The following is a 20821-nucleotide window of genomic DNA, read 5'->3' as shown; positions in this document are numbered from 1 at the left end:
GAGATCAGCAGTTTCCGCGCTTCGCACTACTCCCCCTTTTTCCAGGGCAGGCTCCAGCGCACCTTCTCCAGCGTCGCCTTTGCCACGGCCGAGTCCGGGTCGGGCTCTGTCTCGCGATAATGCGCCGAGCCCTCAGGCGGGTAGGCAAGTGTATTGTTGAGGGCGGATTTGTCGATCTGGCTGAAGTCGGGGAAAGGCAGATTTTGCGCCTCGCGCCAATCGCTGACCCTTTTCTCCGCGGCGATGCGTTTTTCGTCGTCGACCGGAAGGTCGGTGGCTCTGTATTCCAGTGACGAAGGGAAGGCGAACTGCGCGCCGGCATCATCCATGATGTTGATCATGGACAACAGAATGTCCTCGCGGATGGCTTGAAAATCGGCCACGTCGGCGGTTTTGATATAAGTGAACACGTCGATATCGAGCGAATAGGCGCCGAAGCCGGCAAAGCGCACGCGGCAGGGCTCATCGGTGACGCGCGGATGGGCAATCAGCAGCTTGCGCAGCTCGGCCAGGACGTAACGTAGCTGATCGGGCGTCGTTTCGTAGCGCAGCTGCAGCGTCGTCGCGAACCGGGTGCGATCGCGATGCGCGTAGTTCTCGATCTGCATGCCGGCGAAATCCGAGTTTGGCACCGAGATGATCGTGCGGTCGAGCGACCGGATGCGGGTGGAGCGCATGCCGATATGCTCGATCGTGCCGGACTGGTCGCCGAACTTGCAGAAGTCGCCGACGCTGACCGGCCGATCGGCATAGAGCGTCAGGCCGGAGAGGAAGTTCTGCAGCGTCGGCTGCGCGGCCAGCGCCACCGCCAGACCGCCGATGCCGAGACCGGCGATGACGCCTTCGTAGGGGATGGCGAGCACTTCGGCCAGCAGCAGGAAGGCGACGACCAGCACGGCGACGCGCGCCACGCCGGTGGACAGCGAAATCAGCGTGTCGTGATAGCCGGGCACCTGCCACAGTCCACGGTAATGGTCGGCGACCTTGCCGATCAGGTGCCAGACCACCGGCACGGCGCCGATCACGACCAGGCTCCAGGCGATTGCCTTGACCGGGGCGGCGACCACTTGCGGCAGACCGAGCGGGCGCAGCGTCAACAGCAGGAAGAAGCCAAGCACGATCGAGCGCACCGCCCATTCGACAATGCGGAAGAAGGCCGGGCTGTCCGTCCTTCGCACAAACAAGGAAATCAGCGCATTGGCGATGAAGCCGAAGACGATGCCGGCCAGTGCGGCAAGGCCGAGCATCGACCATTGCCAGCGCTCCATCGGGCCGGCGCGGGTGAGCAGGCCGGGGCTGATCTCGCGGGCGAGGCCACGGGCGATGAAGAACGGGTCGGTGCTGGCGAAGGCGGCGAATTCCGGCGCCACCGGCACGTCTTCGACATCGGCGTAGAGCGCGCGGATGTGGGCGAGCGTCTCGGGCGTGAACTGCCAGATCTTGCCCTTCTCAGTCTCGACCGGGCCGATGACGATGTTGCCGACGGGATGCTCGAAATAGACGAAGGGGGTGTTGCTCTTCGGATCGTCGGGGATCTCCTGCCAATAGACGTAGCCGATGCGGTCGATGACCTTTTTGAGATAGCGCTCGAGCAGGAACGCCTCGTCGCCACGCACCGCCTGACTGTAGTTGCGCAGGTCGAGCGCCGCCTGCGCCGGGTCGCCGGCTTCGGTGAGGCCGCTCAACAATACCTTGAACGTGTCGCGCGGCGAGGCGAGCCTGCTCGGATCGTCGACCATGTCGACGGCTTCGCCACGCGCTTCCTGGAATTCGGCGAGCTTGGCCTGGAGCTGGGCAAGTGGCGGCCCGACGATGAACCAGTCGCCATTCTTGCGACGAAAAGTGACGTCGAAGGAGATCCTGGTGCCGTATTGCGGCAGCGTCGCCGTCACCTCGTCTCCGGAAATCGCATCATGCGGCATGCTCCACAGACGGAACGTCGCGTTGTCGATGACGGTGAACAGAAGCTTGGTGTAATCGGGCATGTTGAGGCCGCCGCGGTCGGCCTCGGTGACGTCGACGAGACCCGCTGCCAGACCGGCAAGACCCATGCCGCCACCGGTGGCGCGCGGCACATTGTCGGCGCCGCTCTCGTTCATTGTCTGCAGGAACGAGCGCATGGTGCTCATCGGGCTCGACTGGTCGACACGGACGTCCTCGACGGCGCTGACGCGCACACCTGTCCACCATTCGGCGGTGGCGGCATCGAAGCGGCCCATGAAGCTGCCGCCGTCAGGCGATTGGACGAAGGTGAAGGCGCCCTGGCGGTCGCCTTCGAACCAGTGGCCGACAAGCTTGTCGCCTTCGGCCTTGGCCTCGATACGGCCGTTATAAAGCGGGTACACGCCCTTTACGTCAGTGCCCGTCTGCTCGAACTTGATCTGGGCGCCGCCGCCGCGCCACTTCGTGTCCCACACGCCCGTCCAGTTGGCCGCGTCCTGGGCATGCGCCTGCGGCATGGCCGGCAGCAGGCCGGCAAGCGCGAGTGCGCCGATCAGCGCGACCGTCCGGATCAGCAAAAGCAGCAGCCGATCCTGTCCTGCCGCAGAAAAGGGGTTCATTCTGTTGCCCTTCTTCTTGCCGGCGATTCTGCTGGGCCGGCCAGAGAAGGTTATTCCGCTTGAAGATGAATATTCTGTTTCAGGCGACGGCGATACCGGTCAGTCATAGGTCAGATCCGTCGCCTTGCCGGCGAACACCCGGTAGGCAAAGAACGAATAGAAGATGATGATCGGCAGCACGACGACCGTCCCGACCAGGATGACGGCCAGGCTTTCGGGTGCCGAAGCAGCCTGCCAGATGGTCAGCCGGTCGGGCACCACGAAGGGGTAGAACGACCAGGCGAGGCCGGCAAAGCCGAGCGTGAAGATCGCGGCCAATGTCAGGAACGGGAGCAGCGCGTGGCGGTCGTCGGGCTTCGGCAGATGGAAGGTCTGGCGCCACAGCCACAGGAACAGCACTGCCGACAGGATCGGCAGCGGCGACAAATAGAGCATGGCCGGCCAGACGAACCATTTGTCGAAGATGCGCGCGCTGGCAAAGGGCGTGGCCAGCGATACCGCGACCATGCCGAGCGCGGTCAGCACCAACGCCGTGCGCAGCCACAGCACCGCCTTCTTCTGCAGATCGCCTTCGGTCTTATAGATGACCCAGGCCGCGCCCATCGCCGCGTAGGCCGCGGCAAGGCAGAGCGCCACCAGCGCGCCGAACGCCATGCCGCCAGGGCCGACGTCGAGGCCGAGCACATAGACGCCGAGCATATAACCTTGCGCCAGCGAAGCGATGACCGAGCCGAGGAAGAAGATGCGGTTCCAGCGGTGCTTCCTGCCGGCCGGCACCTTGGCGCGGAAATCGAAGGCGACGCCGCGCAGGATCAAGCCGACCAGCAGCACGAAGACCGGAATGTAGAGCGCCGTCAGAATGGTGCCGTGCGCCAATGGAAAGGCGACCAGCAGCAAGCCCACCGCCAGCACCAGCCAGGTCTCGTTAGCGTCCCAGAACGGGCCGATGGCGGCGATCATCGTATCCTGTTCGGTGTCTTCGGCTGCGGCGAACAGGATGCCGATGCCGAGATCGAAGCCGTCGAGGATGACGTAGATCAGGATAGCGAGGCCCATCAGGCCGGCGAAGATCAGAGGCAGCAGGGTCGGCCAGTCGAAGCTCATGATGTTTCTCCTGGTTGCGCAACCGGCTGCGACAGCGGCCTGTTCATGACGCCCGGTAGCGGCGAGGTGTCACCATCCTTCGCCGCCTTCAATGCCAGATGCACCAACACGCCGAGATAGGCGATCAAGAGCAGCACATAGAGGATGAGATAGACCGCGAGCGACAGCGCGATATGGCTGCCGGCGACCGGCCCGACAGCATCGGCGGTACGCAGCACGCCGGTGACCAGCCAGGGCTGGCGGCCGATCTCGGTGGTGTACCAGCCGGCCAGCGTCGCCAGCCAGCCGGACAGCGCCATCGGCACCATGACAAGCGCCAGCGGCTTGGGCAGGCCGTGGCGGCGCTTGAGGAAGAAGGCCGCCGACCAGGAGACGGCGAGCATCAGGAGGCCGGTGCCGACCATGATGCGAAAGCCCCAGAACACCGGAAATACCGGGGGATGGTTGCCGGCATAATCGTTCAGCCCCGGTACGATGCCGCCGGCGCTGTGCCTGAGGATGAGGCTGGCGCCATCGGGAATGATGAGCTCGAACCTGTTCTCCTTGGCCGCTTCATCGGGAAGCGCAAACAGCACCAGCGGCACGTTGGGACCGGTGTTCCAGTTGGCCTCCATCGCGGCGATCTTCTGCGGCTGGTGTTCCAGCGTGTTGAGGCCGTGCTGGTCGCCGGCAAAGATCTGGATCGGGATCAGGATCGCGGCGGTGAAGACGCCGGTGCGCAGCGCCTTCCACATCGATTCCGAGCGATCGCCGTAGAGATAGCGCAGCGCCGACAGGCCGGCGACCAGGAACGAGACGGTCAGGCCCGAAGCAAGCAGCATATGGACGAGCCGGTAGGGCATGGACGGATTGAAGACAACGGCCCACCAGTCGGTGGCGTGCGCAACACCATCGCGCATTTCGAAGCCGGCCGGCGTCTGCATCCACGAATTGAGCGCGATGATCCAGAAGGCGGACAAGGTGGTGCCGCCGGCCACCAGCACCGTCGCCAGTGTATGGACGCGGTTCGAGACACGGCGGAAGCCGAACAGCATGATGCCGAGGAACGCCGCCTCGAGGAAGAAGGCGGTCAGGATTTCGTAGGCCAGCAGCGGGCCGGCAATGTTGCCGACCGTCTCCATATAGCCCGGCCAGTTGGTGCCGAACTGAAAACTCATGGTGACGCCGGAAACCACGCCCATGGCGAAGGACAGCGCGAATACCTTAACCCAGGTGAAATAAGCGCGCATCCAGGCGGAATCGTTTGTCGCGTTGTAGCGGAGCTTGAAGAACAGCAGCACCCAGCCGAGCGCGATGGTGATCGCCGGGAACAGGATGTGGAACGAGATGTTCGCGCCGAACTGTATGCGCGACAGAATGAGCGGGTCCATGGCGGCTCTGGCTGCTGCTTGTTTGTTGAAGGATAGACTTGATGCACCGGACGGTCAAAGCGGCGTCCCGCCGCGAGGCGGAACGCCGCAGTGCGGTTAATCTGCTTTTACGTGGAATTTGGCTGGACGACCGGGCAGGTGTTGCCTATTCCGGCGACCTCGATGGTCCAGAACTGTCAGGAGCGCCATTGACATCCGGATTTGCGAACCGACATTCAGCGGATTAAATCAACAACTCTGTTTCAAGCAGTCGTTTTCAGCCATGCAGCCGATCATCTCGATTTCCGGGGTCACCAAGACCTACGCCACCGGCTTCAAGGCGCTGAAGGAGATCAATCTCGACATCGTGCGCGGCGAGATCTTTGCGCTGCTCGGGCCGAATGGCGCCGGCAAGACAACGCTGATCTCGATCGTCTGCGGCATCGTCAACCGCTCGTCGGGTTCCGTCACCGTCGACGGCCATGACATCAACCGCGACTACCGCGCCGCGCGCAGTCTGATCGGGCTGGTGCCGCAGGAACTGACCATCGACGCCTTCGAGAGCGTGTGGGCGACGGTTAACTACAGCCGCGGCCTGTTCGGCAAGCCGGCGGACAGGGCGTTCGTCGAAAAGGTGCTGCGCGACCTGTCGCTCTGGGACAAGAAGGACGCCAAGGCGATCACGCTGTCCGGCGGCATGAAGCGCCGGCTGATGATTGCCAAGGCGCTGTCGCACGAGCCGCGCATCCTGTTCCTCGACGAACCGACGGCAGGCGTCGATGTCGAGCTGCGCCAGGACATGTGGGCGATGGTGCGCCGGCTGCGCGAAGACGGCGTCACCATCATCCTGACCACGCATTACATCGAAGAAGCCGAGGCGATGGCCGACCGCGTCGGCGTCATCAACCGCGGCGAGATCGTGCTGGTGGAGGACAAGGCCGAGCTGATGCGCAAGCTTGGCCGCAAACGGCTTGTGCTGGAACTGCGCAGTCCCCTGGCCACCGTTCCCGATGCTTTTTCGCACTACGCGCTGGAGCTTTCGCCGGATGGCGGACAGCTGACCTATACTTATGACAACCAGAGCGAACGGCCGGGCGTCGCCTCGCTGATCCGCGAGCTCGAGGCGGCCGGCATCCAGTTCCGCGACATCGATACGGAAAACAGCTCGCTCGAGGAGATCTTCGTCAATCTGGTGAGGAAACCGGCATGAACCCGCGCGCGGCCATGAATCTTCATGCGGTATGGGCGATCTATCGGGTGGAGATGGCGCGCGCCCTTCGCACTGTGCTGCAGAGCATCGTTTCGCCGGTCATTTCGACGTCGCTCTATTTCGTCGTCTTCGGTTCGGCCATCGGCTCGCGCATCACCGAGATCGACGGCATCAGCTACGGCGCCTTCATCGTACCGGGGCTGATCATGCTGTCGCTGCTGACGCAATCGATCTCCAACGCCTCCTTCGCCATCTATTTTCCGAAATTCGTCGGCTCGATCTACGAATTGCTGTCCGCGCCGGTGTCCTATCTGGAGATCGTCATCGCCTATGTCGGGGGCGCGGCGACAAAGTCGATCGTGCTTGGCCTGATCATCCTGGCGACGGCCTCGCTGTTCGTGCCGCTGACGATCGAGCATCCGTTCTGGATGCTCGCCTTCCTGGTGCTGACGGCGGTGACCTTCAGCCTGTTCGGCTTTATCATCGGCATCTGGGCGAAGAGCTTCGAGCAGCTGCAGCTGGTGCCGCTGCTGATCATCACGCCGCTGACCTTCCTCGGCGGCAGCTTCTATTCGATCAACATGCTGCCCGGCATCTGGCGCACGGTGACGCTGTTCAACCCGGTGGTCTACCTGGTCAGTGGGTTCCGCTGGAGCTTCTACGGCAAGTCCGACGTTTCGGTCGGCGTCAGCCTCGGCATGACGGTGGTCTTCCTGCTCATCTGCATAGCGATCGTCGCCTGGATCTTCAGGACCGGCTACCGGCTGCGCAACTGATCGAACGGGCCTCGTCCAGGCGAAGCAGCCTTATCGATCGACCTTTCCTTGCCGAAGGCGACATACGCCCGATGCCTGGAACCCGCGCTTGAATGCCTCGATCTTGCTTTTCATGCATTGTTATATACATGTTCATGGGATGAATTGACCTATGGAAGACGTCATACGATCGCTTGGCTTCCTGTGCCTGGGCAGCAGGCTGAAGCGTATAGGCGAGCAACTGCAAGCGGAGGCGCAGCGCCTGCTCGACAGGCTGGATGTCCCGGTTCAGGCGAGCCAATACCCGCTGCTGGCCGCGCTCGACAGACTGGGTCCGCTGTCGGTCGGGGAACTGGCGCAATCCCTTGGCATCGCGCAGCCAGGCGTAACGCGAAGCGTCTCGCTTCTGGCCGGATTGGGACTGCTCGAGGTCAGTCCGTCGACCGATGACCAGCGGCGCAGGATCGTCTCGCTTACTCGGGACGGCCGGCGGCTGGTCGATGTCGCAAAGCGCGACGTCTGGCCTTGCATCGAGAACGTGGTCGCGGATTTGTGCGCAGGTTTTTCGGGGCCACTTCTTGAGCAGCTGGCTGCCATCGAGGACGGCCTCGCCGCTGCCCCTCTCGACCGTCGTGTAAATAAGCCTGAGGGTGCCGCGCAATGAGACATCTGCTCGACCGCCCTATCTGGAGCGCGCTTCAGACGCGACATCGGGCCGTCGCGGAGGGTGACAACCTCGCCATGCGATATCGGCCGTCGATCGTCCCTTTCGCCGCCACTGGCGCGGACGACCCGGAAAGCCTGCGGGCGCTCGAAAAGCTTGTCTCCCCGGGCGAGAGTGTGATCCTGCTTCAAGCGGACGCGATTGCTCTGCCCACCGGGCTTTCCGCGACTTCGACCGCAGCCGGGGTTCAGATGATCGCCGAGCAGCCATTGCAGATCGTCTCCGACCCGCGCGTGCATCGTCTGACCCGAGACGATGCTGCTGAGATGCTCGCCCTGGCATTGCTCACCAAGCCTGGCCCATTCACGCTCGAAGCCTTGAGCCTGGGCGATTTTTGGGGTGTGAAAATCGAGGGCAGGCTTGCGGCAATGGCCGGCGAGCGCATGAAGCAACCTGGCTATACCGAACTCAGCGGGGTGTGCTCACATCCGGAATTTCGCGGCGGTGGCCTGGGCAAGCTGCTGTCCCTATTCGTGGCAAACCGGATAGTGGCGCGCGGCGAAGTTCCCTATCTCCACGCCTATGCCAGCAACGCCGCGGCCATAGCGTTATACGAGTCCATCGGCTTCAGGTTGCGAAGCACAATGAATGTCGCCGTGGTTCAGCGCAGCGAATGATTAGTCGGCGCCTGATGCGCAGCATGGATGCATCCCGTATCGGAAGGAAGGATTTCGTATGGCCGAAATCCTTCCTTGAGACTGCAAGACCTTGCTGCGTGTCAGACCGCGATCTTGCCGCCGCCTTGCCTGGTGATGGCAACGACCGCCGGGCGCACCGGCATGTCCGGCTTGAAGTCGGGCCAGCGCGTCGACAAATCCTCATAGTAGGACGGACGGCCGAAAGCCTCCCAGTCCTCGCCGCCGTCGCCCGGATGCTGGACGGCAACGAAGGCGGTCTGGTCGTCCGGCGCAAACAGGGGACCGCACATTTCGGCGCCGATCGGCACGCGGAAGAACAGCTTTGATGTCGCCCGTGCCGTCCCCTCCGTATCGACAGCCCACAGACCATCGGTGCGGCCGGTGGCTTTCGGGCCTTGGCCGTCGGTGGCGACCCAGAGGCGGCCGGCCGAATCGACCGCGCAATTATCCGGCATGCCGAACCAGCCATTGGCGGTGGTTGCGGTCGAGAAGGTGGCGCCGACGTCGGCCACAGCGGGATCGCCGCATTTCAGCAGGATTTCCCACCTGCCCTTTGTCGCGGTGAAATCACCGCCGTCCTCGACGATCTCGATGATGTGGCCAAAGGCATTTTCGGCACGCGGGTTGGCGGCGTCGACCTGGTCGGCCTTGCGCTTCGAATTGTTGGTCAGCATGACATAGACCCTGCCGTTGGTGGCATTGGGCTGGATGTCTTCCGGACGGTCCATCTTGGTGGCGCCGAGCAGGTCGGCGGCGCGGCGCGTCTCGATCAGCACGTCGGCCTGGCTGGCAAAGCCGTTCTCCGCCGTCAGCGGCCCTTGGCCGAAGACGATCGGCAGCCACTCGACCGAACCGTCGTCGGCAAACTTGGCGACATGCAAGGTGCCGTCGTCGAGCAAATCCATGTTGGCGGCGCGGTCGTCCGGATCGAACTTGCCTGTGGTGACGAACTTATAGACATAGTCGAAGCGCTCGTCGTCGCCGAGATAGAAGACGACACGGCCATCCTTGGCGACGATTGATTCGGCGCCCTCATGCTTGAAGCGCCCCATCGCGGTGCGCTTCCTCGGCGCCGAAGTCGGATCCTGGACGTCGACCTCGACGATCCAGCCGAAGCGGTTCGGCTCGTTCGGCTCCTTGCCGATGTCGAAACGGTCGTAATGCGCTGCCCATTCATAGGCACCTTCGGGAATGCCGAGGCGCTTGTAATTGGCGGCTTCCTTATGCCCCTGCGGCAGCTCGCCCGAGAAATAGCCGTGGATGTTCTCCTCGGCCATGACATAGGTGCCCCATGGCGTGACGCCGCCGGCGCAATTGTTGATGGTGCCGATGATCTTCGTGCCGGTCGGATCGGCGCTGGTCTTGACGCGGTCGTGGCCGGCGACCGGGCCGGAGAGCGCGATCTCGGTGTTGGAGGTGATGCGGCGGTTGAGCTTGCCGTCGCGAACGACCTGCCATTTGCCTGATACCTTGCGTATCTCGACGATAGTGCCGCCATGCGCCGTCATCTCGACGTCGACTTGTTCCTTGCTGAGGGGCGCCTGCTTGGCCTTGCCGTCGACGATGGTGACGAGGCCCGGAAACATCAGGTGCGGATTGGTGTATTCGTGGTTGACCACCAGCAGGCCGTGCTCGGCCGAGCCGTCGATCGGGATATAGCCGACATAGTCGTTGTTGTAGCCGAATTGTCTGGCCTGGGCTTCCGCCGACTGTTTTGTCGGATCGAATTCCGGCGAATCGGCGAACAGCGGATCGCCCCAGCGCAGCAGTACATCGGCGTCATAGCCGGGTGCGACGTGATGCTTGTCGTCGATGCCGGCCTCGAGCTCGTCAAAAGCGAAGGCGGAGCCTTCGGCGGCGCGGGCATTGTCGGCGGTGATCAGCGCCAGCGGGCTGACGGTAGCGGCTATGGCCGAGACGGCAAGCGAGCCCTTGAGGAAGCCCCGGCGCGAGAACCGCGCGGCGATGATCTCACCCATGGTGCGGTTGTTGGTGGGATTGGCTCCTGGCCCATCATTTTCCTCGAGCACGCTGGTGCGGAAATGGGCGTCAGGGGAGCGATGTTCGGTCATAGTGGGCCTGCCTCTGGCTGGATGGATTGCTGGAGCGTGTTGCCTGGCCAATCCGGTATCGCCGGCAGGTCACAGTTTGATGACATGCCGGCTAATTACCATCTGCGATTTCGTGTCCAACATCGGGCCCGCTTGACCGCGACCGGCGCTTCGGAAACAAGAGCTGCGGCAGGCGCGTAGGGACACATCGGGAGAGAACAAAAGTGAGTTTCTGGGGACTTGGGCAGCTCTGCGTTTCGACGGTAATCTTCCTGCTGGCGGCGATGGCCGCAAAACAGTGGGGGCTGGCGCCGAGCCTCGGCAAGATTGTGCTGACGTTGGCGCTCTATTCGCTGGGCAATCTGATCATGCTGAGGCTGATCCGTGAATTCGGCATGTCGGTGTCGTTCAGCCTGTCGGCGGTGATCCAGCTGGTGTCGGTGAATGTGGTGGCGCTGGTCTTCTTCGGCGAGCGCGTCAATGCCTTACAGGCAACCGGCATCGTGCTTGCCATCGCAGCTGTGGCGCTGATCACGCTCGGGCCCTATCTGCAAAGGCTGTAACTGCGATCGGGCCGATGAAGAAGATTGCAAGCAGACTGCGCAACTGGCTGGAGTTCCCGGTTCTGCTGGCCGGGCTGGTCATTGCCGGCGGGCTGTGGGGGTTCGAGGAGCTGATGGAGCTGGCGCGGGCCACCACGCCGCATGCCTTCGACACCGAAATCCTGCTTGCCTTCCGCAAGGCCGGGCAGCCCGACAATCCGATCGGACCGGCGTGGCTGGAAGGGGCGATGCGCGACATCACCAGCCTCGGCAGCGCCAGCGTACTGGTGGTGATCACGGCAGCAATGATCGTCTACCTGCTCCTTATCCGCAGGCCAGGCGCGGCGCTTCTCATGTTCGTCGCGGTAGCGGGCGGCCAGCTCCTGTCAAGCGTGCTGAAATTCGACATCGACCGGCCGCGCCCTGATCTGGTCTCGCATCTCGCCGATGTGGCATCGCTTTCGTTTCCGAGCGGCCACGCCATGCTGTCGGCGGTGACATATTTGACGCTGGGCAGCATGGCGGCGCGGTTTTTGCCCGGGCGGACAACGAAGATCTATGTACTCGGGCTGGCGGTGCTGACGACGGTGGTGGTCGGCATCAGCCGCATCTATCTCGGCGTCCACTGGCCGTCCGACGTATTGGCCGGCTGGTGCGCCGGCTTTGCCTGGGCGATGCTGTGCTGGCTTGCGGCACGGTTCCTGCAGCGATGGCTTGGGCGGGCCGACGGCACCTGACTCAAATCAGCCTGTTGATCAGGCCATGACCGCAGCCTGCCAGCAGGAAAACCATCGACAGCAAGGCTGTCGAGGTCGCCAACGCTTTGAATATCTTCACCCGCTCATCCTTTTGAAGTCGTGCCTGTGAAATCGGGATCGCAGTGGATGTCCCGCCAAACGATGCCGAGGTTTGTAGCATGACAGCGCATCGGCTGGCAAAGAGTGCTGCATGTTTGGAGGCAGACCATCAATCCTTGGTGCAGGAAGACGTCGCCGACCGCGCCAGCGCAGGAACTTCATCCTCGACTGTTCGGCGGTGCCGTTCTTCGATTCAACGGCGGCCAATGTCATCGAGGGTGCGGCCCACAAGGCGAGCCGCGCCGGCGTTCGCTTCATTATATCAGGCGCTTCGCCGCAGATACGCCGCATGCTGATCAACCACGGCGTCAAGCGGCCGCTGGTGACTTATGCCGCCTCGATCACGGATCGCGGGCGCAGCTGAAGAAAGCCGCGCCCGCCGCCTGAGCCGATGGCTGGCTTAGTCGAGGCCCAATGCCGCGATCTCGCCGTCGTTCATCAGCGGCACGAAGATTGTCGACTTGCCGTCGGTGCCGATGTCGGCGCTGCCCGGTTTGAACGTCGCAACCGCTTGCGGCGTGCCGCCGGCTTTGTAGCGGTAGAGCGTGCCGGTCATATACGCGGTGGCGTAGATGCTGCCGCCGATGGCAACGACGCCATCGAGGTTGGCAAACTTTTCCGCGCCGGGCAGTGGCGAAACGGCCTTGGTAGCAAGATCGACCGAGAGCAGGCCGCCCGGCTCCGCGGTGCTGAAGTCGGGCTTGATGCCCTTGCCCCAGGAAGCGACGATCAGCCGGCCGCCATCGGCGAAGATGCCATTCGGCGAAGCAAGCGCCGCATCCCTGACGAACAGTTCGGGCCGGTCGCCGTCGATGCGATAGATCGTATCGGCAAGCATATCCGTGACGTAGATCTTGCCGGACGCGTCGGCGGTCACGTCGTTGAGGAAGACCGCGTTCGGCACGTCGATCGTCGATGTTAGCTTGCCGCTTGCGAGATCGACGACGCGCACATGGGTGAGGTCGGCGACGTAGAGTTTGCCGCCGACAATCGCCATGCCCTTGGGCGCGTCCATGCCGTCGGTCCAGTGTTGCGTGACTAGCTTGCCGTCCATCGACAGGATCGACAGATAGCCGTTGCCGTCGGCTTCGCCGGGATTGCCGACGATGTTCGAGACGATAACGCGCTGGCCGGCGGCGTCGAACAGCGCCGATTCAGGCTGCTCGAGGCCGCCGGTGCGCCAGAGTTCAGCGGCCTGAACTGCTGGCGCGGCCGCGATGCCGACCAGGGCGAGAAGTATCGAGGTGAAGAGGCTCTTCATGGCTAGTCTCCTGTAATGGACTGGCGGAGAGCTAGGCCTTTCGATACTTTTCGGGAAGATCTATCAGGACTAGTACCGAAGGCTGATACCAAATCGTGCAAAAGAGGTGCATCCCATGAACGGCCTGATCTTCGAAGCGCTGAAGCGGACGCTTAAGGCAAAGGGCATCACCTATCGCGTCCTTGCCGAGCGGATGGGTGTTTCCGAGCCGACGGTGAAGCGCATCTTCCACGAGCGCAACTGCAAGCTCGACCGGCTGATGGAGATCTGCACTGCCGCCGGCGTAGAGTTGGAGAACGTGCTCGGCTCTATGAACAGAGGACCAGGACCCGCCAACCAGATCGCGCCGGAGATCGAGCGCAAGCTCGCCGGGCGGCCGGCACTGCTGTTCGTCTTTGTCATGCTTTCCGAGAAATTCACGCCCGAAGGCATCATGCGCTCACAAGGGCTGAGCGAGGCTTCGATGTTCCTCTATCTGCGCGACCTCGAGGAACTCGGCCTGGTCGCGCTCGGTCGCGGCCTGTCGGCAAGGCTGCTGGTCGAGGCGCCGATCCAGTGGAATTTCGACGGGCCATTGCGGCCGCTGTTCGAGATGACCAACAAGAATTTCATCGGCTGGGCCATTACCCATCTTGAGCGCGAGGCGACGTTCGTCAGCTTCTCCAGGCGGATGCGGCCGGAAACGGCGGAAATGATCAAGCGCGAGGCTGAGGAATTGGCGGAGCGCGCCAAATTGCTTGCCCATCACGACCAGCACACGACGCCCGAAGACGGGCTGGTCGGTTACAAATGGACGTTCGCGTTCGGCGCAACGCCGTTCCCGGTGATCATGCCGATCGGGCCGCATCCGCGCGACGCAGGCGCGCGGACACCCGGCCGGGCCGCCGCAAAGCTACCGGCCTAGCCGCCACCCTGAGCCCTTGTCTCGGCATCGGCAATCCTGGGCTTGTCATCCCAGACCATCTGCCGGTAGTCGAAGCCGTATTCCAGCGTCGGCTTGACGATACGGAAATAGGGCGACAGGTCGAAATCGCGCGGCGTGTAGAGCGAGTGATGGCAGATGTGCAGGATTTCCCTGCGCGAATAGCTCGACTGGGCCGAGGCACGGCCAGGCGCCCGGGTAATCTCCGGCAGGATCGGGTAGCGGATCAGGCCATAGGCCTCGGCATCAGCGACGAGCAGATGGCGCGCGTCGGGTCGCCGGAACCGAAAGCCAGCATGCGGCGGCGCCAGCGCACCGGCACCGGCGGCGTCGGCAAGAAGTAGCGCAGCATGTCGAATATGTTCTTGAGATCGTATCTGAGACCGAGCCTGCCGATCATGAACGCGACGACCGCTTCGCGGTCATCCGGAGCCAGGCCACTCGCACGGCAGATGCGGGTGTTGTAGCTGCGATAGCGCGACAGCGGCACGGCGATGCAGCCATCGCCGAGCGTGACCTCGATCAGGCGCCGCCGCTCCGATCCGTCCTCCGGCTCCGGTAATGCATCGCCGACATAGAAGGCGGCATGCGACCAGGTCGACTGGGTGAGGTATTTGATCGCCGCCGAGATCTTCTGGTTACCTTCGATGAGTAGGATGTCGCCGGGCTCAAGCGTGCGGCGCAGCGTTTCGGCATCCGACGGCGTGTAAGGCTCGTAGAAGGTCGATTCCTCCTGCAGCCGGCCTGCAAGCCAGCGGCCAAGTCGGTCAGAAGCGTGTCGCCGGGCTCGGTCATGCCAGACGGCGATTACCACAGGGCGGCAAATTAGACCATGATCAGCCCACGCCAGGCGCGCCGGCGTCTTCGTGCTGCGGTGCCGCTGTGAGATCTTCGCGCACCTTGCGGGCGAGCTTCCTCGTCGAGCGCTTCGGACTGTCGCCGAAAAGCTCGGCCGCCTCGGCGAGGCAGGTCTTTTTCAGGCCCTTTTCCGAGCGCTTCAGCAGCTTGGCAAGCAACCGCGTCTCCTCAGGGGGGCCGAGCGGTTGGTCCTCGGCATCTAGAAGCGCGCGCATGACGAACACATCGTGGAACTCGCCAAGCCGCTCGCCCAATTCGTCGACGGCCTTGCGCCGCGTCTTGATCGGCGTCGGCCACAGCCTGCCGAGCAGCGACAGGTGCATGCCATGCGTCTTGGCCGCCTTGCGCAGATCGTGAAAGTCATCGGCTTCGCCGCGCGAAGCCGCCTTGTCCAGCGCTTTCCTGGCGCGGCGCAAAGTGGTGCGCGCGCCTTCGGCGAGCACGTCGGCAGCCTGCTCCGGCTGGTCGGGCAGAGCGAGCTTGTCGATCCGGGCGACACCTTCCTCGCAAGCGGAAATCGCCGCGCCTATCGCAGCATCGAGGCCTGCTCCGCCATGCAGTTCATGCTGGCGCGCGACGAGCCTGTCACGCACGGCACCGAGGCCATCGCCGGCACTTTGCTCGGGAAAGCTTGCCGCCAGCCGGTCGATTGTTTCCACCAGTGCGGTCGCCTCGCGCGGACCGGCAAGCAGGGCCGCCACCTGGCGGTAGCACTGATTCTCCGTCACGCAGAATGTTTCGTCTCCGGAACGGACAAGGCGCAGCAAGGCGCGGACGTTCTTCAGCCGTTTGCGGCATTTGTGCAGCCCCTGTTCGGGCCTGTCACGCGCGGCGTCCAGATGGACAAGCGCCTTGCCGATCTCCTCGGCGAGGATGCGCCTGACCTCTCCGGTCAGCGACATGCGCGGATCGATACGAAAGCTCATGCGACGATCTCCGGAATCCCCCCAAGGGCGAGCGACGCGTTGTAAAATCTCGGCTCGCCGGTGACTTCACGGCCGAGCCAATGTGGCAGCATTTCGTCCTGTACATCATCCGGCGTCTCGAGCTCGGCGATCACCAACCCCGCAAGCGTCCCGCCGAAGACATCGACTTCGTAGCGATAGCCGCGGTGTCTAACATGATGGCGTGTCTTCTCGATGACATGTCCGATGGCAAAGGCCTGCATCTCCTGCGCCTCCGCCAAAGGTACCGGATATTCGAATTCGTCGCGCTCGCGTGCCTGGCTGCCGAACTTGAGCGTCAGCTTGGCGGCCGCATCGTTGCTGATGCGCACACGCACCGTGCGGCTGGGTTCGGCGACTAGGTAGAATTGACGGATATGAATGTCCGCCTCGACCATTGCCCGCCATTCCTCACCTGAGACCAGGAACTTACGCTCGATTTCCTTGCCCATGGCCAGGCACTAAAGCGCGCACGGCCAGAGTTGGCAAGCCGCTTGACCGCACTTGACTTTAATCATTCGATTGATTAAATTGTTGGCCATGATCAAATCGCCCAGCGCCAGCGGCCTTCCTCATGAGGCGCCCAAGACCGCCGCGGATATGACGCGGACGGCACTCGTGCGCGCGGCGCTGAAGCTGTTCGGACGCCAGGGTTTCGACGGCACGTCAACGCGCCAGATCGCGGCCGAGGCCAAGGCCAATATCGGCTCGATCGCCTATCATTTCGGCGGCAAGGAAGGGCTCCGCAACGCGGCGGCCGACTACATCGTCGACACCATCCAGACCGTTGCCGGCCAGGCGATCGGCAATCTGCAAGCGCCGGCCGCGGCATTGGCGGACGCCGAGGCCGCGCGGGCACATTTGGCCGTCGCACTGGAGCGGATGGTCGCCTTCATCGCGGCAAGGCCGGAAGCCGGCGAGATTGTACAGTTCGTCCTGCGTGAGCTGTCTCATCCAACCGCCGCGCTCGACCGTATCTATGATGGCGTGTTCGAACCGGCGCATCACCGACTCTGCCTGATCTGGGAACAGGCGACGGGCGAGCCGGCCGAGAGCGAGCGCACTAAACTCACCGTATTCACGCTGATCGGCCAGGTCGTCTATTTCCGCATCGGCCGCGAGGCAGTTATGCGCCGGATGGGCTGGCGCGAGATCGGCGACGACGAGGCCGGCAAGATCGCGGCAACAATAACCGACAATCTCAGCGCGATTTTAGCTCGGCGCGATTTGGCTGTCCGGAAGGATCGTGGATCATGAGCCTGCTCTGTTCTTTGCCGCTTGCCGCCCAGCTTTTCAGCGCCTGCGCGCCGGCAGCACCGCTCGCCGTCGGCTACGTCGAGGGCGATTATGTGCTGCTCGCGCCGATCGAGGTGGCGCAGGTCGAGACGATTGCGGTCAAGCGAGGCGACCGCGTCGCGCCCGGCACGCCGGTGGTGACGCTGGAAAACGCCGACGCCAAGATCGCCATCGCACAAGCCGAGGCAGCGCTTGCGCAAGCCCAGGCGCAACTCGCCGATCTGCAGGTCGGCAAGCGGCCGGAAGAGATCGCGGTGCTCAAGGCGCAGGTCGACATGGCCAAAGCACAAGCCGCCGACTCCAAACGCAGATACACCCGCGCCAGCGATCTGTTCAAACGCGGCACCGGCACACAGGCCGACTACGACACGGCTTCCGCGGCTCTCGAGACGGCCAACGCGCAGGTCGGCCAGGCGGAGGCCAATCTCGCGGTCGGCGGCCTGCCGGCACGGCCGGAGACTATCAAGGCCGCCGACAATCAAGTCAGGCAGGCGCAATCGGCGCTGGAGCAAGCGCAATGGCGGCTGTCGAAGCGTGTGCTGACCGCGCCCTCGCCCGGCCGGGTCAACGATGTCATCCGCTATCCAGGCGACACGGCCGGTCCGACCGCGCCGGTCATCTCCATGCTGCCGGACGGCGCGGTGAAGCTCAGCGTCTATGTGCCGGAAAGCGCGTTCTCCTCGGTCGACGTCGGCACGCTGCTCAACGTCCATTGCGACGGCTGCGGGTCGGGCGTGAAGGCACGCGTCAGCTATGTGTCGCCCGATCCGGAATTCACGCCGCCGGTGATCTACTCGCTCGAGACCCGGCAAAAGCTGGTCTATCTGGTCGAAGCGCGGCCGGAGGGCGACGCCAGCGCCTTGCAGCCCGGGCAGATCGTCGACGTCGATCTGGCGGACATCGGAAAATGAACGTCATCGACGTGCACGGCCTGGTCAAACGCTTTGGCGACAAGACCGTCGTCGATCATGTGACTATGGCTGTGGCCGAGGGCGAGATCGTCGGCTTCCTCGGGCCGAACGGCTCGGGCAAGACGACGACCATCCGCATCATGTGCGGCTTGCTGACGCCGGATGAGGGCGAAGGCACGGTTCTGGGCTTCGACATCCGCACCGACAGCCTGCGGATCAAACGCGAAGTCGGCTACATGACGCAGAGATTCTCGTTCTACGAAGATCTGACGATCGGCGAGAATCTCGAATTCGTGGCTCGGCTGTACCGGCTGAAGCCGCTCGACGAGCACGTGGCTAAGACGCTTGAGGAGCTCGGCCTGACATCGCGCAGGAACCAGTTGGCCGGTACCCTGTCCGGCGGCTGGAAGCAGCGGCTGGCGCTGGCCGCCTGCATCATGCACAAGCCGAAACTGCTGCTGCTCGATGAACCGACGGCGGGCGTCGACCCGAAAGCGCGACGCGAATTCTGGGACGAGATCCACCGGCTGGCGAGCGGCGGCCTGACCGTGCTGGTCTCCACCCATTACATGGATGAGGCCGAGCGCTGCCATCGCATCAGCTACATCTCCTACGGCAAGATGCTGGCCACCGGCACGGTCGAGGACGTGGTGAGGAATGCCGGGCTGACCACCTTCGTCCTGCAAGGGCCGCGGCTCGATCAGGTCGCTGCCGCACTTCATGGCCGCCCCGGCGTCGACCAGGTGGCGCCGTTCGGCGCGACGCTGCATGTCGTCGGCTCCGACAGGACGGCACTTCAGGCAGCGCTCGCCGATGTCGAGAAAGAGCACGAGGGCGTTACGGTGACGCCCGGCGAGACCAGCCTGGAGGATGTGTTCATCCAGTTCATGTCCGGTTCGAAGGACAACATGGGATGAAAAATGGGATAAACAGCATCTTTTCGTTCGCCAGGCTAGGCGCGCTGCTGATCAAGGAGTTCATCCAGATGCGGCGCGACCGCATCACCTTCGCCATGATGCTCGGCGTACCGTTGATGCAGCTGGTGCTGTTCGGCTATGCCATCAACAACGATCCGAAGAGCCTGCCGGCAGCGCTGGTGGCGATGAGCAGCGATCCTTACACACGAGCCATGGTTTCGGCGCTGCAGACCACCGGCTATTACCGCTTCGACCACGTCGCGCAAAGTGCCGCCGAAGCCGAATTCCTGATGGCGCGCGGCGACGTCGCCTTCGTCGTCACCATTCCCGCCGATTTTGCCCGGCGGGTCGAGCGCGGCGACAGCCCGCAGATTCTGATCGAGGCGGATGCGACCGATCCGGCCGTCGCCAGCGGCGCCATCTCGACGCTCGGCACCGTCGCCAACCAGGCGCTGCTCAGGGCACGCGGCATGCAGGAAACGGCGGCCGAGGCTGCCCGGGGCCAGCTCCAGGTGGTGGTGCACCGGCGCTACAATCCGGAAGCCGTCTCGCAATACAACATCGTGCCCGGCCTGCTCGGCGTCATCCTGCAGATGACGATGGTGATGATGACCTCGATCGCGCTGACGCGCGAGACCGAGCGCGGCACGATGGAGAACCTTCTGGCGATGCCGTCAAGCCCGCTCGAGATCATGCTGGGCAAGGTGCTGCCCTATCTGGCGGTCGGCGCCGTGCAGGTGCTGGTGGTGCTGGCAGCCTCGAAGCTTCTGTTTGCCATCCCCTTCACCGGATCGATGTCGCTGCTGTTGACGGCGGTCCTTATCTTCGTCTTGGCGCTGGTGCTGCTCGGCTACACGATCTCGACGATCGCCCGCACGCAAATGCAGGCCCTGCAGCTCACCTTCTTCTTCTTCTTGCCGTCGATCATGCTGTCCGGCTTCATGTTCCCCTATCGCGGCATGCCGGACTGGGCGCAGGTCTTTGGCGAGGTGCTGCCGCTGACGCATTTCCTGCGCATCATCCGCGCGGTGATGCTGAAGGGCGCCGAACTGCCGGCGGTGGCAACGGAAATCGGCTGGCTGGTGGTGTTCGTGGCCCTGTTCGCCGGTATTGCGCTGGTGCGGTTCCGCCGGACGCTGGATTAGGGTCGAACTCGATCCGCTTTTGCAAATGATCGAGATTCACACGGACTTGGCCTGGCCCGGGACCGGTGTCAACTCAGGCGCATTGAGCCCTTCGAAGGGATCGCGCCAGGCGTCGATTTCTTCGAGTTGAAGATACCAGCGACTGACAGAGGGATAGTCATCGAGCGGCAATCGGGCGACATCGTTGAAGGGCAGAAACGTCGCCATTCGAAAGTCGGGATAGGAAACCGAAGCGCCGACCAGCCATTCTCGCTGGGAAAGCTCGGCATCAAGTATGGCAGCGGCCGTGCGGAAGTCGCTCAGGCCCTCCTCAACCCGCGCCTGATCTATCGGGCCGAGCCCATAGCGCTGTTTGGTCCCGCGTTCGAAATGCACGACATCGCAGGCTCTTGCGAAGTTCTCTTTCCCCCAACTCAGCCATCGGATCATCTCGGGCTCGTCGTCGCCAGCGCGCCAGAAATCCGAATGCATATCGCGCGAAAGCCGACAAGCTATGGCGTCGGCCTCCCAGAGGCTTTTTCCCGAACCTATAAGGATGGGCAATGAAAGATTTGGATTGAGCGGGCGAAATCGCTCGGCCTGGCCCGGAGCGAAGGGAGAGGCGAATTCAAACTCGACCTTGGCGTTGAGATACCGTGCCACCGCGACCGCGAGGCGAGGATTGGGATTGCGGCTGAAGAACAGTTTCATTGATCTCAGTCTTTGAAGGGTACCGGTTCGACCGGGTGCAACGGACGCTTGAGCACCTCGAAATCGGCACATGAGCTGGAACTGAT

At 63.4% G+C, this 20821-nt stretch carries 19 protein-coding genes and 2 pseudogenes; 12 read left to right on the top strand and 9 right to left on the bottom strand.

Translation table 11 applies throughout. The features are described 5' to 3' along the window. Window positions 1-26 precede the first annotated feature (26 nt). The 3 genes from NKJ28_RS14930 to NKJ28_RS14920 all read right to left on the bottom strand — a co-directional run bounded on the left by NKJ28_RS14930 (window position 27) and on the right by NKJ28_RS14920 (window position 5035). Entirely contained in the window at window positions 27-2561 is a 2535-nt protein-coding gene (locus NKJ28_RS14930; protein WP_352571563.1) for a mechanosensitive ion channel family protein, read from the bottom strand. A 99-nt stretch (window positions 2562-2660) separates the two neighbouring features. After that, the gene (locus NKJ28_RS14925; protein WP_352571564.1) at window positions 2661-3665 is read right to left on the bottom strand and encodes a cytochrome d ubiquinol oxidase subunit II; all 1005 of its coding nucleotides are present in this window, start codon (window positions 3663-3665) and stop codon (window positions 2661-2663) included. Further along, window positions 3662-5035, bottom strand: coding sequence for a cytochrome ubiquinol oxidase subunit I (locus tag NKJ28_RS14920; protein ID WP_352591691.1), 1374 nt, complete (start codon window positions 5033-5035; stop codon window positions 3662-3664). The genes NKJ28_RS14925 and NKJ28_RS14920 overlap by 4 nt, the downstream gene beginning before the upstream one ends. Before the next feature lie 262 nt (window positions 5036-5297). Here NKJ28_RS14920 and NKJ28_RS14915 point away from each other — a divergent pair, with 262 nt between their 5' ends. The 4 genes from NKJ28_RS14915 (at window position 5298) to NKJ28_RS14900 (ending at window position 8320) form a co-directional block, all read left to right on the top strand. Then, on the top strand, window positions 5298-6224 hold the full coding sequence (locus NKJ28_RS14915; RefSeq protein WP_352571566.1) for an ABC transporter ATP-binding protein: 927 nt from the start codon (window positions 5298-5300) through the stop codon (window positions 6222-6224). Window positions 6225-6238: 14 nt separating this feature from the next. Next, window positions 6239-7000, top strand: coding sequence for an ABC transporter permease (locus tag NKJ28_RS14910; protein WP_352451914.1), 762 nt, complete (start codon window positions 6239-6241; stop codon window positions 6998-7000). 151 nt (window positions 7001-7151) lie between these two features. After that, window positions 7152-7643 (top strand): MarR family winged helix-turn-helix transcriptional regulator, encoded by a 492-nt coding sequence (locus NKJ28_RS14905; protein ID WP_023679020.1) that lies wholly within the window; start codon window positions 7152-7154, stop codon window positions 7641-7643. Continuing rightward, window positions 7640-8320 carry a GNAT family N-acetyltransferase gene (locus NKJ28_RS14900; protein ID WP_352636241.1) on the top strand — a complete coding sequence of 227 codons (681 nt, stop codon included), beginning with the start codon at window positions 7640-7642 and terminating at the stop codon, window positions 8318-8320. Before NKJ28_RS14905 ends, NKJ28_RS14900 begins: the two co-directional genes overlap by 4 nt. A 101-nt stretch (window positions 8321-8421) precedes the next feature. Here the strand turns inward: NKJ28_RS14900 and NKJ28_RS14895 are convergent, their stop codons facing one another. Further along, entirely contained in the window at window positions 8422-10413 is a 1992-nt protein-coding gene (locus tag NKJ28_RS14895) for a PhoX family protein (RefSeq protein ID WP_352636239.1), read from the bottom strand. A gap of 203 nt (window positions 10414-10616) precedes the next feature. Between NKJ28_RS14895 and NKJ28_RS14890 the strand changes: the two genes are divergently transcribed. From NKJ28_RS14890 to NKJ28_RS14880, 3 genes and pseudogenes are all read left to right on the top strand, one after another. After that, entirely contained in the window at window positions 10617-10955 is a 339-nt protein-coding gene (locus NKJ28_RS14890) for a hypothetical protein (RefSeq protein WP_023679017.1), read from the top strand. Between the two features lie 14 nt (window positions 10956-10969). Next, a complete protein-coding gene (locus NKJ28_RS14885) occupies window positions 10970-11671 on the top strand; it encodes a phosphatase PAP2 family protein (RefSeq protein WP_023679016.1) in 702 nt (233 codons plus the stop codon). Window positions 11672-11930: 259 nt separating this feature from the next. Then, window positions 11931-12155 (top strand): annotated as a pseudogene (locus tag NKJ28_RS14880) (sodium-independent anion transporter); the annotation flags it as partial. Between the two features lie 36 nt (window positions 12156-12191). Here the strand turns inward: NKJ28_RS14880 and NKJ28_RS14875 are convergent. Beyond that, the gene (locus NKJ28_RS14875) at window positions 12192-13052 is read right to left on the bottom strand and encodes an SMP-30/gluconolactonase/LRE family protein (protein WP_023679013.1); all 861 of its coding nucleotides are present in this window, start codon (window positions 13050-13052) and stop codon (window positions 12192-12194) included. A 115-nt stretch (window positions 13053-13167) separates the two neighbouring features. Here NKJ28_RS14875 and NKJ28_RS14870 point away from each other — a divergent pair, with 115 nt between their 5' ends. After that, window positions 13168-13956 (top strand): helix-turn-helix domain-containing protein, encoded by a 789-nt coding sequence (locus NKJ28_RS14870; RefSeq protein WP_023679012.1) that lies wholly within the window; start codon window positions 13168-13170, stop codon window positions 13954-13956. Here the strand turns inward: NKJ28_RS14870 and NKJ28_RS14865 are convergent. The 3 genes and pseudogenes from NKJ28_RS14865 to NKJ28_RS14855 form a co-directional block, all read right to left on the bottom strand. Next, window positions 13953-14769, bottom strand: a pseudogene (locus NKJ28_RS14865) (C40 family peptidase). The gene NKJ28_RS14870 and the pseudogene NKJ28_RS14865 overlap by 4 nt on opposite strands. 41 nt (window positions 14770-14810) lie before the next feature. After that, entirely contained in the window at window positions 14811-15758 is a 948-nt protein-coding gene (locus NKJ28_RS14860; protein WP_023679011.1) for a CHAD domain-containing protein, read from the bottom strand. Further along, window positions 15755-16228, bottom strand: coding sequence for a CYTH domain-containing protein (locus tag NKJ28_RS14855; protein ID WP_023679010.1), 474 nt, complete (start codon window positions 16226-16228; stop codon window positions 15755-15757). The genes NKJ28_RS14860 and NKJ28_RS14855 overlap by 4 nt, the downstream gene beginning before the upstream one ends. 88 nt (window positions 16229-16316) lie before the next feature. Between NKJ28_RS14855 and NKJ28_RS14850 the strand changes: the two genes are divergently transcribed. The 4 genes from NKJ28_RS14850 to NKJ28_RS14835 are packed head-to-tail and all read left to right on the top strand — an operon-like array spanning window position 16317 to window position 20045. Next, window positions 16317-17033, top strand: coding sequence for a DUF1956 domain-containing protein (locus tag NKJ28_RS14850; protein ID WP_023679009.1), 717 nt, complete (start codon window positions 16317-16319; stop codon window positions 17031-17033). Further along, a complete protein-coding gene (locus NKJ28_RS14845; protein ID WP_023679008.1) occupies window positions 17030-17983 on the top strand; it encodes an HlyD family secretion protein in 954 nt (317 codons plus the stop codon). The genes NKJ28_RS14850 and NKJ28_RS14845 overlap by 4 nt, the downstream gene beginning before the upstream one ends. Further along, window positions 17980-18900, top strand: coding sequence for an ABC transporter ATP-binding protein (locus tag NKJ28_RS14840; protein ID WP_023679007.1), 921 nt, complete (start codon window positions 17980-17982; stop codon window positions 18898-18900). Before NKJ28_RS14845 ends, NKJ28_RS14840 begins: the two co-directional genes overlap by 4 nt. Before the next feature lie 8 nt (window positions 18901-18908). Then, window positions 18909-20045: an ABC transporter permease gene (locus tag NKJ28_RS14835; protein WP_023679006.1), complete on the top strand. Its 1137-nt coding sequence runs from the start codon at window positions 18909-18911 to the stop codon at window positions 20043-20045. A 36-nt stretch (window positions 20046-20081) separates the two neighbouring features. Here NKJ28_RS14835 and NKJ28_RS14830 read toward each other — a convergent pair whose 3' ends face one another. Further along, on the bottom strand, window positions 20082-20735 hold the full coding sequence (locus NKJ28_RS14830; RefSeq protein ID WP_352636234.1) for a glutathione S-transferase family protein: 654 nt from the start codon (window positions 20733-20735) through the stop codon (window positions 20082-20084). Between the last annotated feature and the right edge of the window lie 86 nt (window positions 20736-20821).

Origin of the sequence: Mesorhizobium sp. M0145 (assembly GCF_040322355.1) — a bacterium.
Lineage (GTDB): Bacteria > Pseudomonadota > Alphaproteobacteria > Rhizobiales > Rhizobiaceae > Mesorhizobium.
Note: the sequence above shows the minus strand (reverse complement) of the source record. Positions and strands in the feature narration are given on the sequence as shown.

Bases quoted from the DNA above. Each gene is read 5' to 3' on its own strand.
- NKJ28_RS14830 (WP_352636234.1), bottom strand. From the start codon at position 20,735: ATGAAACTGTTCTTCAGCCGCAATCCCAATCCTCGCCTCGCGGTCGCG.
- NKJ28_RS14885 (WP_023679016.1), top strand. From the start codon at position 10,970: ATGAAGAAGATTGCAAGCAGACTGCGCAACTGGCTGGAGTTCCCGGTT.
- NKJ28_RS14840 (WP_023679007.1), top strand. From the start codon at position 17,980: ATGAACGTCATCGACGTGCACGGCCTGGTCAAACGCTTTGGCGACAAG.
- NKJ28_RS14930 (WP_352571563.1), bottom strand. From the start codon at position 2,561: ATGAACCCCTTTTCTGCGGCAGGACAGGATCGGCTGCTGCTTTTGCTG.
- NKJ28_RS14915 (WP_352571566.1), top strand. From the start codon at position 5,298: ATGCAGCCGATCATCTCGATTTCCGGGGTCACCAAGACCTACGCCACC.
- NKJ28_RS14920 (WP_352591691.1), bottom strand. From the start codon at position 5,035: ATGGACCCGCTCATTCTGTCGCGCATACAGTTCGGCGCGAACATCTCG.
- NKJ28_RS14925 (WP_352571564.1), bottom strand. From the start codon at position 3,665: ATGAGCTTCGACTGGCCGACCCTGCTGCCTCTGATCTTCGCCGGCCTG.
- NKJ28_RS14875 (WP_023679013.1), bottom strand. From the start codon at position 13,052: ATGAAGAGCCTCTTCACCTCGATACTTCTCGCCCTGGTCGGCATCGCG.
- NKJ28_RS14850 (WP_023679009.1), top strand. From the start codon at position 16,317: ATGATCAAATCGCCCAGCGCCAGCGGCCTTCCTCATGAGGCGCCCAAG.
- NKJ28_RS14870 (WP_023679012.1), top strand. From the start codon at position 13,168: ATGAACGGCCTGATCTTCGAAGCGCTGAAGCGGACGCTTAAGGCAAAG.
- NKJ28_RS14900 (WP_352636241.1), top strand. From the start codon at position 7,640: ATGAGACATCTGCTCGACCGCCCTATCTGGAGCGCGCTTCAGACGCGA.
- NKJ28_RS14855 (WP_023679010.1), bottom strand. From the start codon at position 16,228: ATGGGCAAGGAAATCGAGCGTAAGTTCCTGGTCTCAGGTGAGGAATGG.
- NKJ28_RS14845 (WP_023679008.1), top strand. From the start codon at position 17,030: ATGAGCCTGCTCTGTTCTTTGCCGCTTGCCGCCCAGCTTTTCAGCGCC.
- NKJ28_RS14905 (WP_023679020.1), top strand. From the start codon at position 7,152: ATGGAAGACGTCATACGATCGCTTGGCTTCCTGTGCCTGGGCAGCAGG.
- NKJ28_RS14860 (WP_023679011.1), bottom strand. From the start codon at position 15,758: ATGAGCTTTCGTATCGATCCGCGCATGTCGCTGACCGGAGAGGTCAGG.
- NKJ28_RS14910 (WP_352451914.1), top strand. From the start codon at position 6,239: ATGAATCTTCATGCGGTATGGGCGATCTATCGGGTGGAGATGGCGCGC.
- NKJ28_RS14895 (WP_352636239.1), bottom strand. From the start codon at position 10,413: ATGACCGAACATCGCTCCCCTGACGCCCATTTCCGCACCAGCGTGCTC.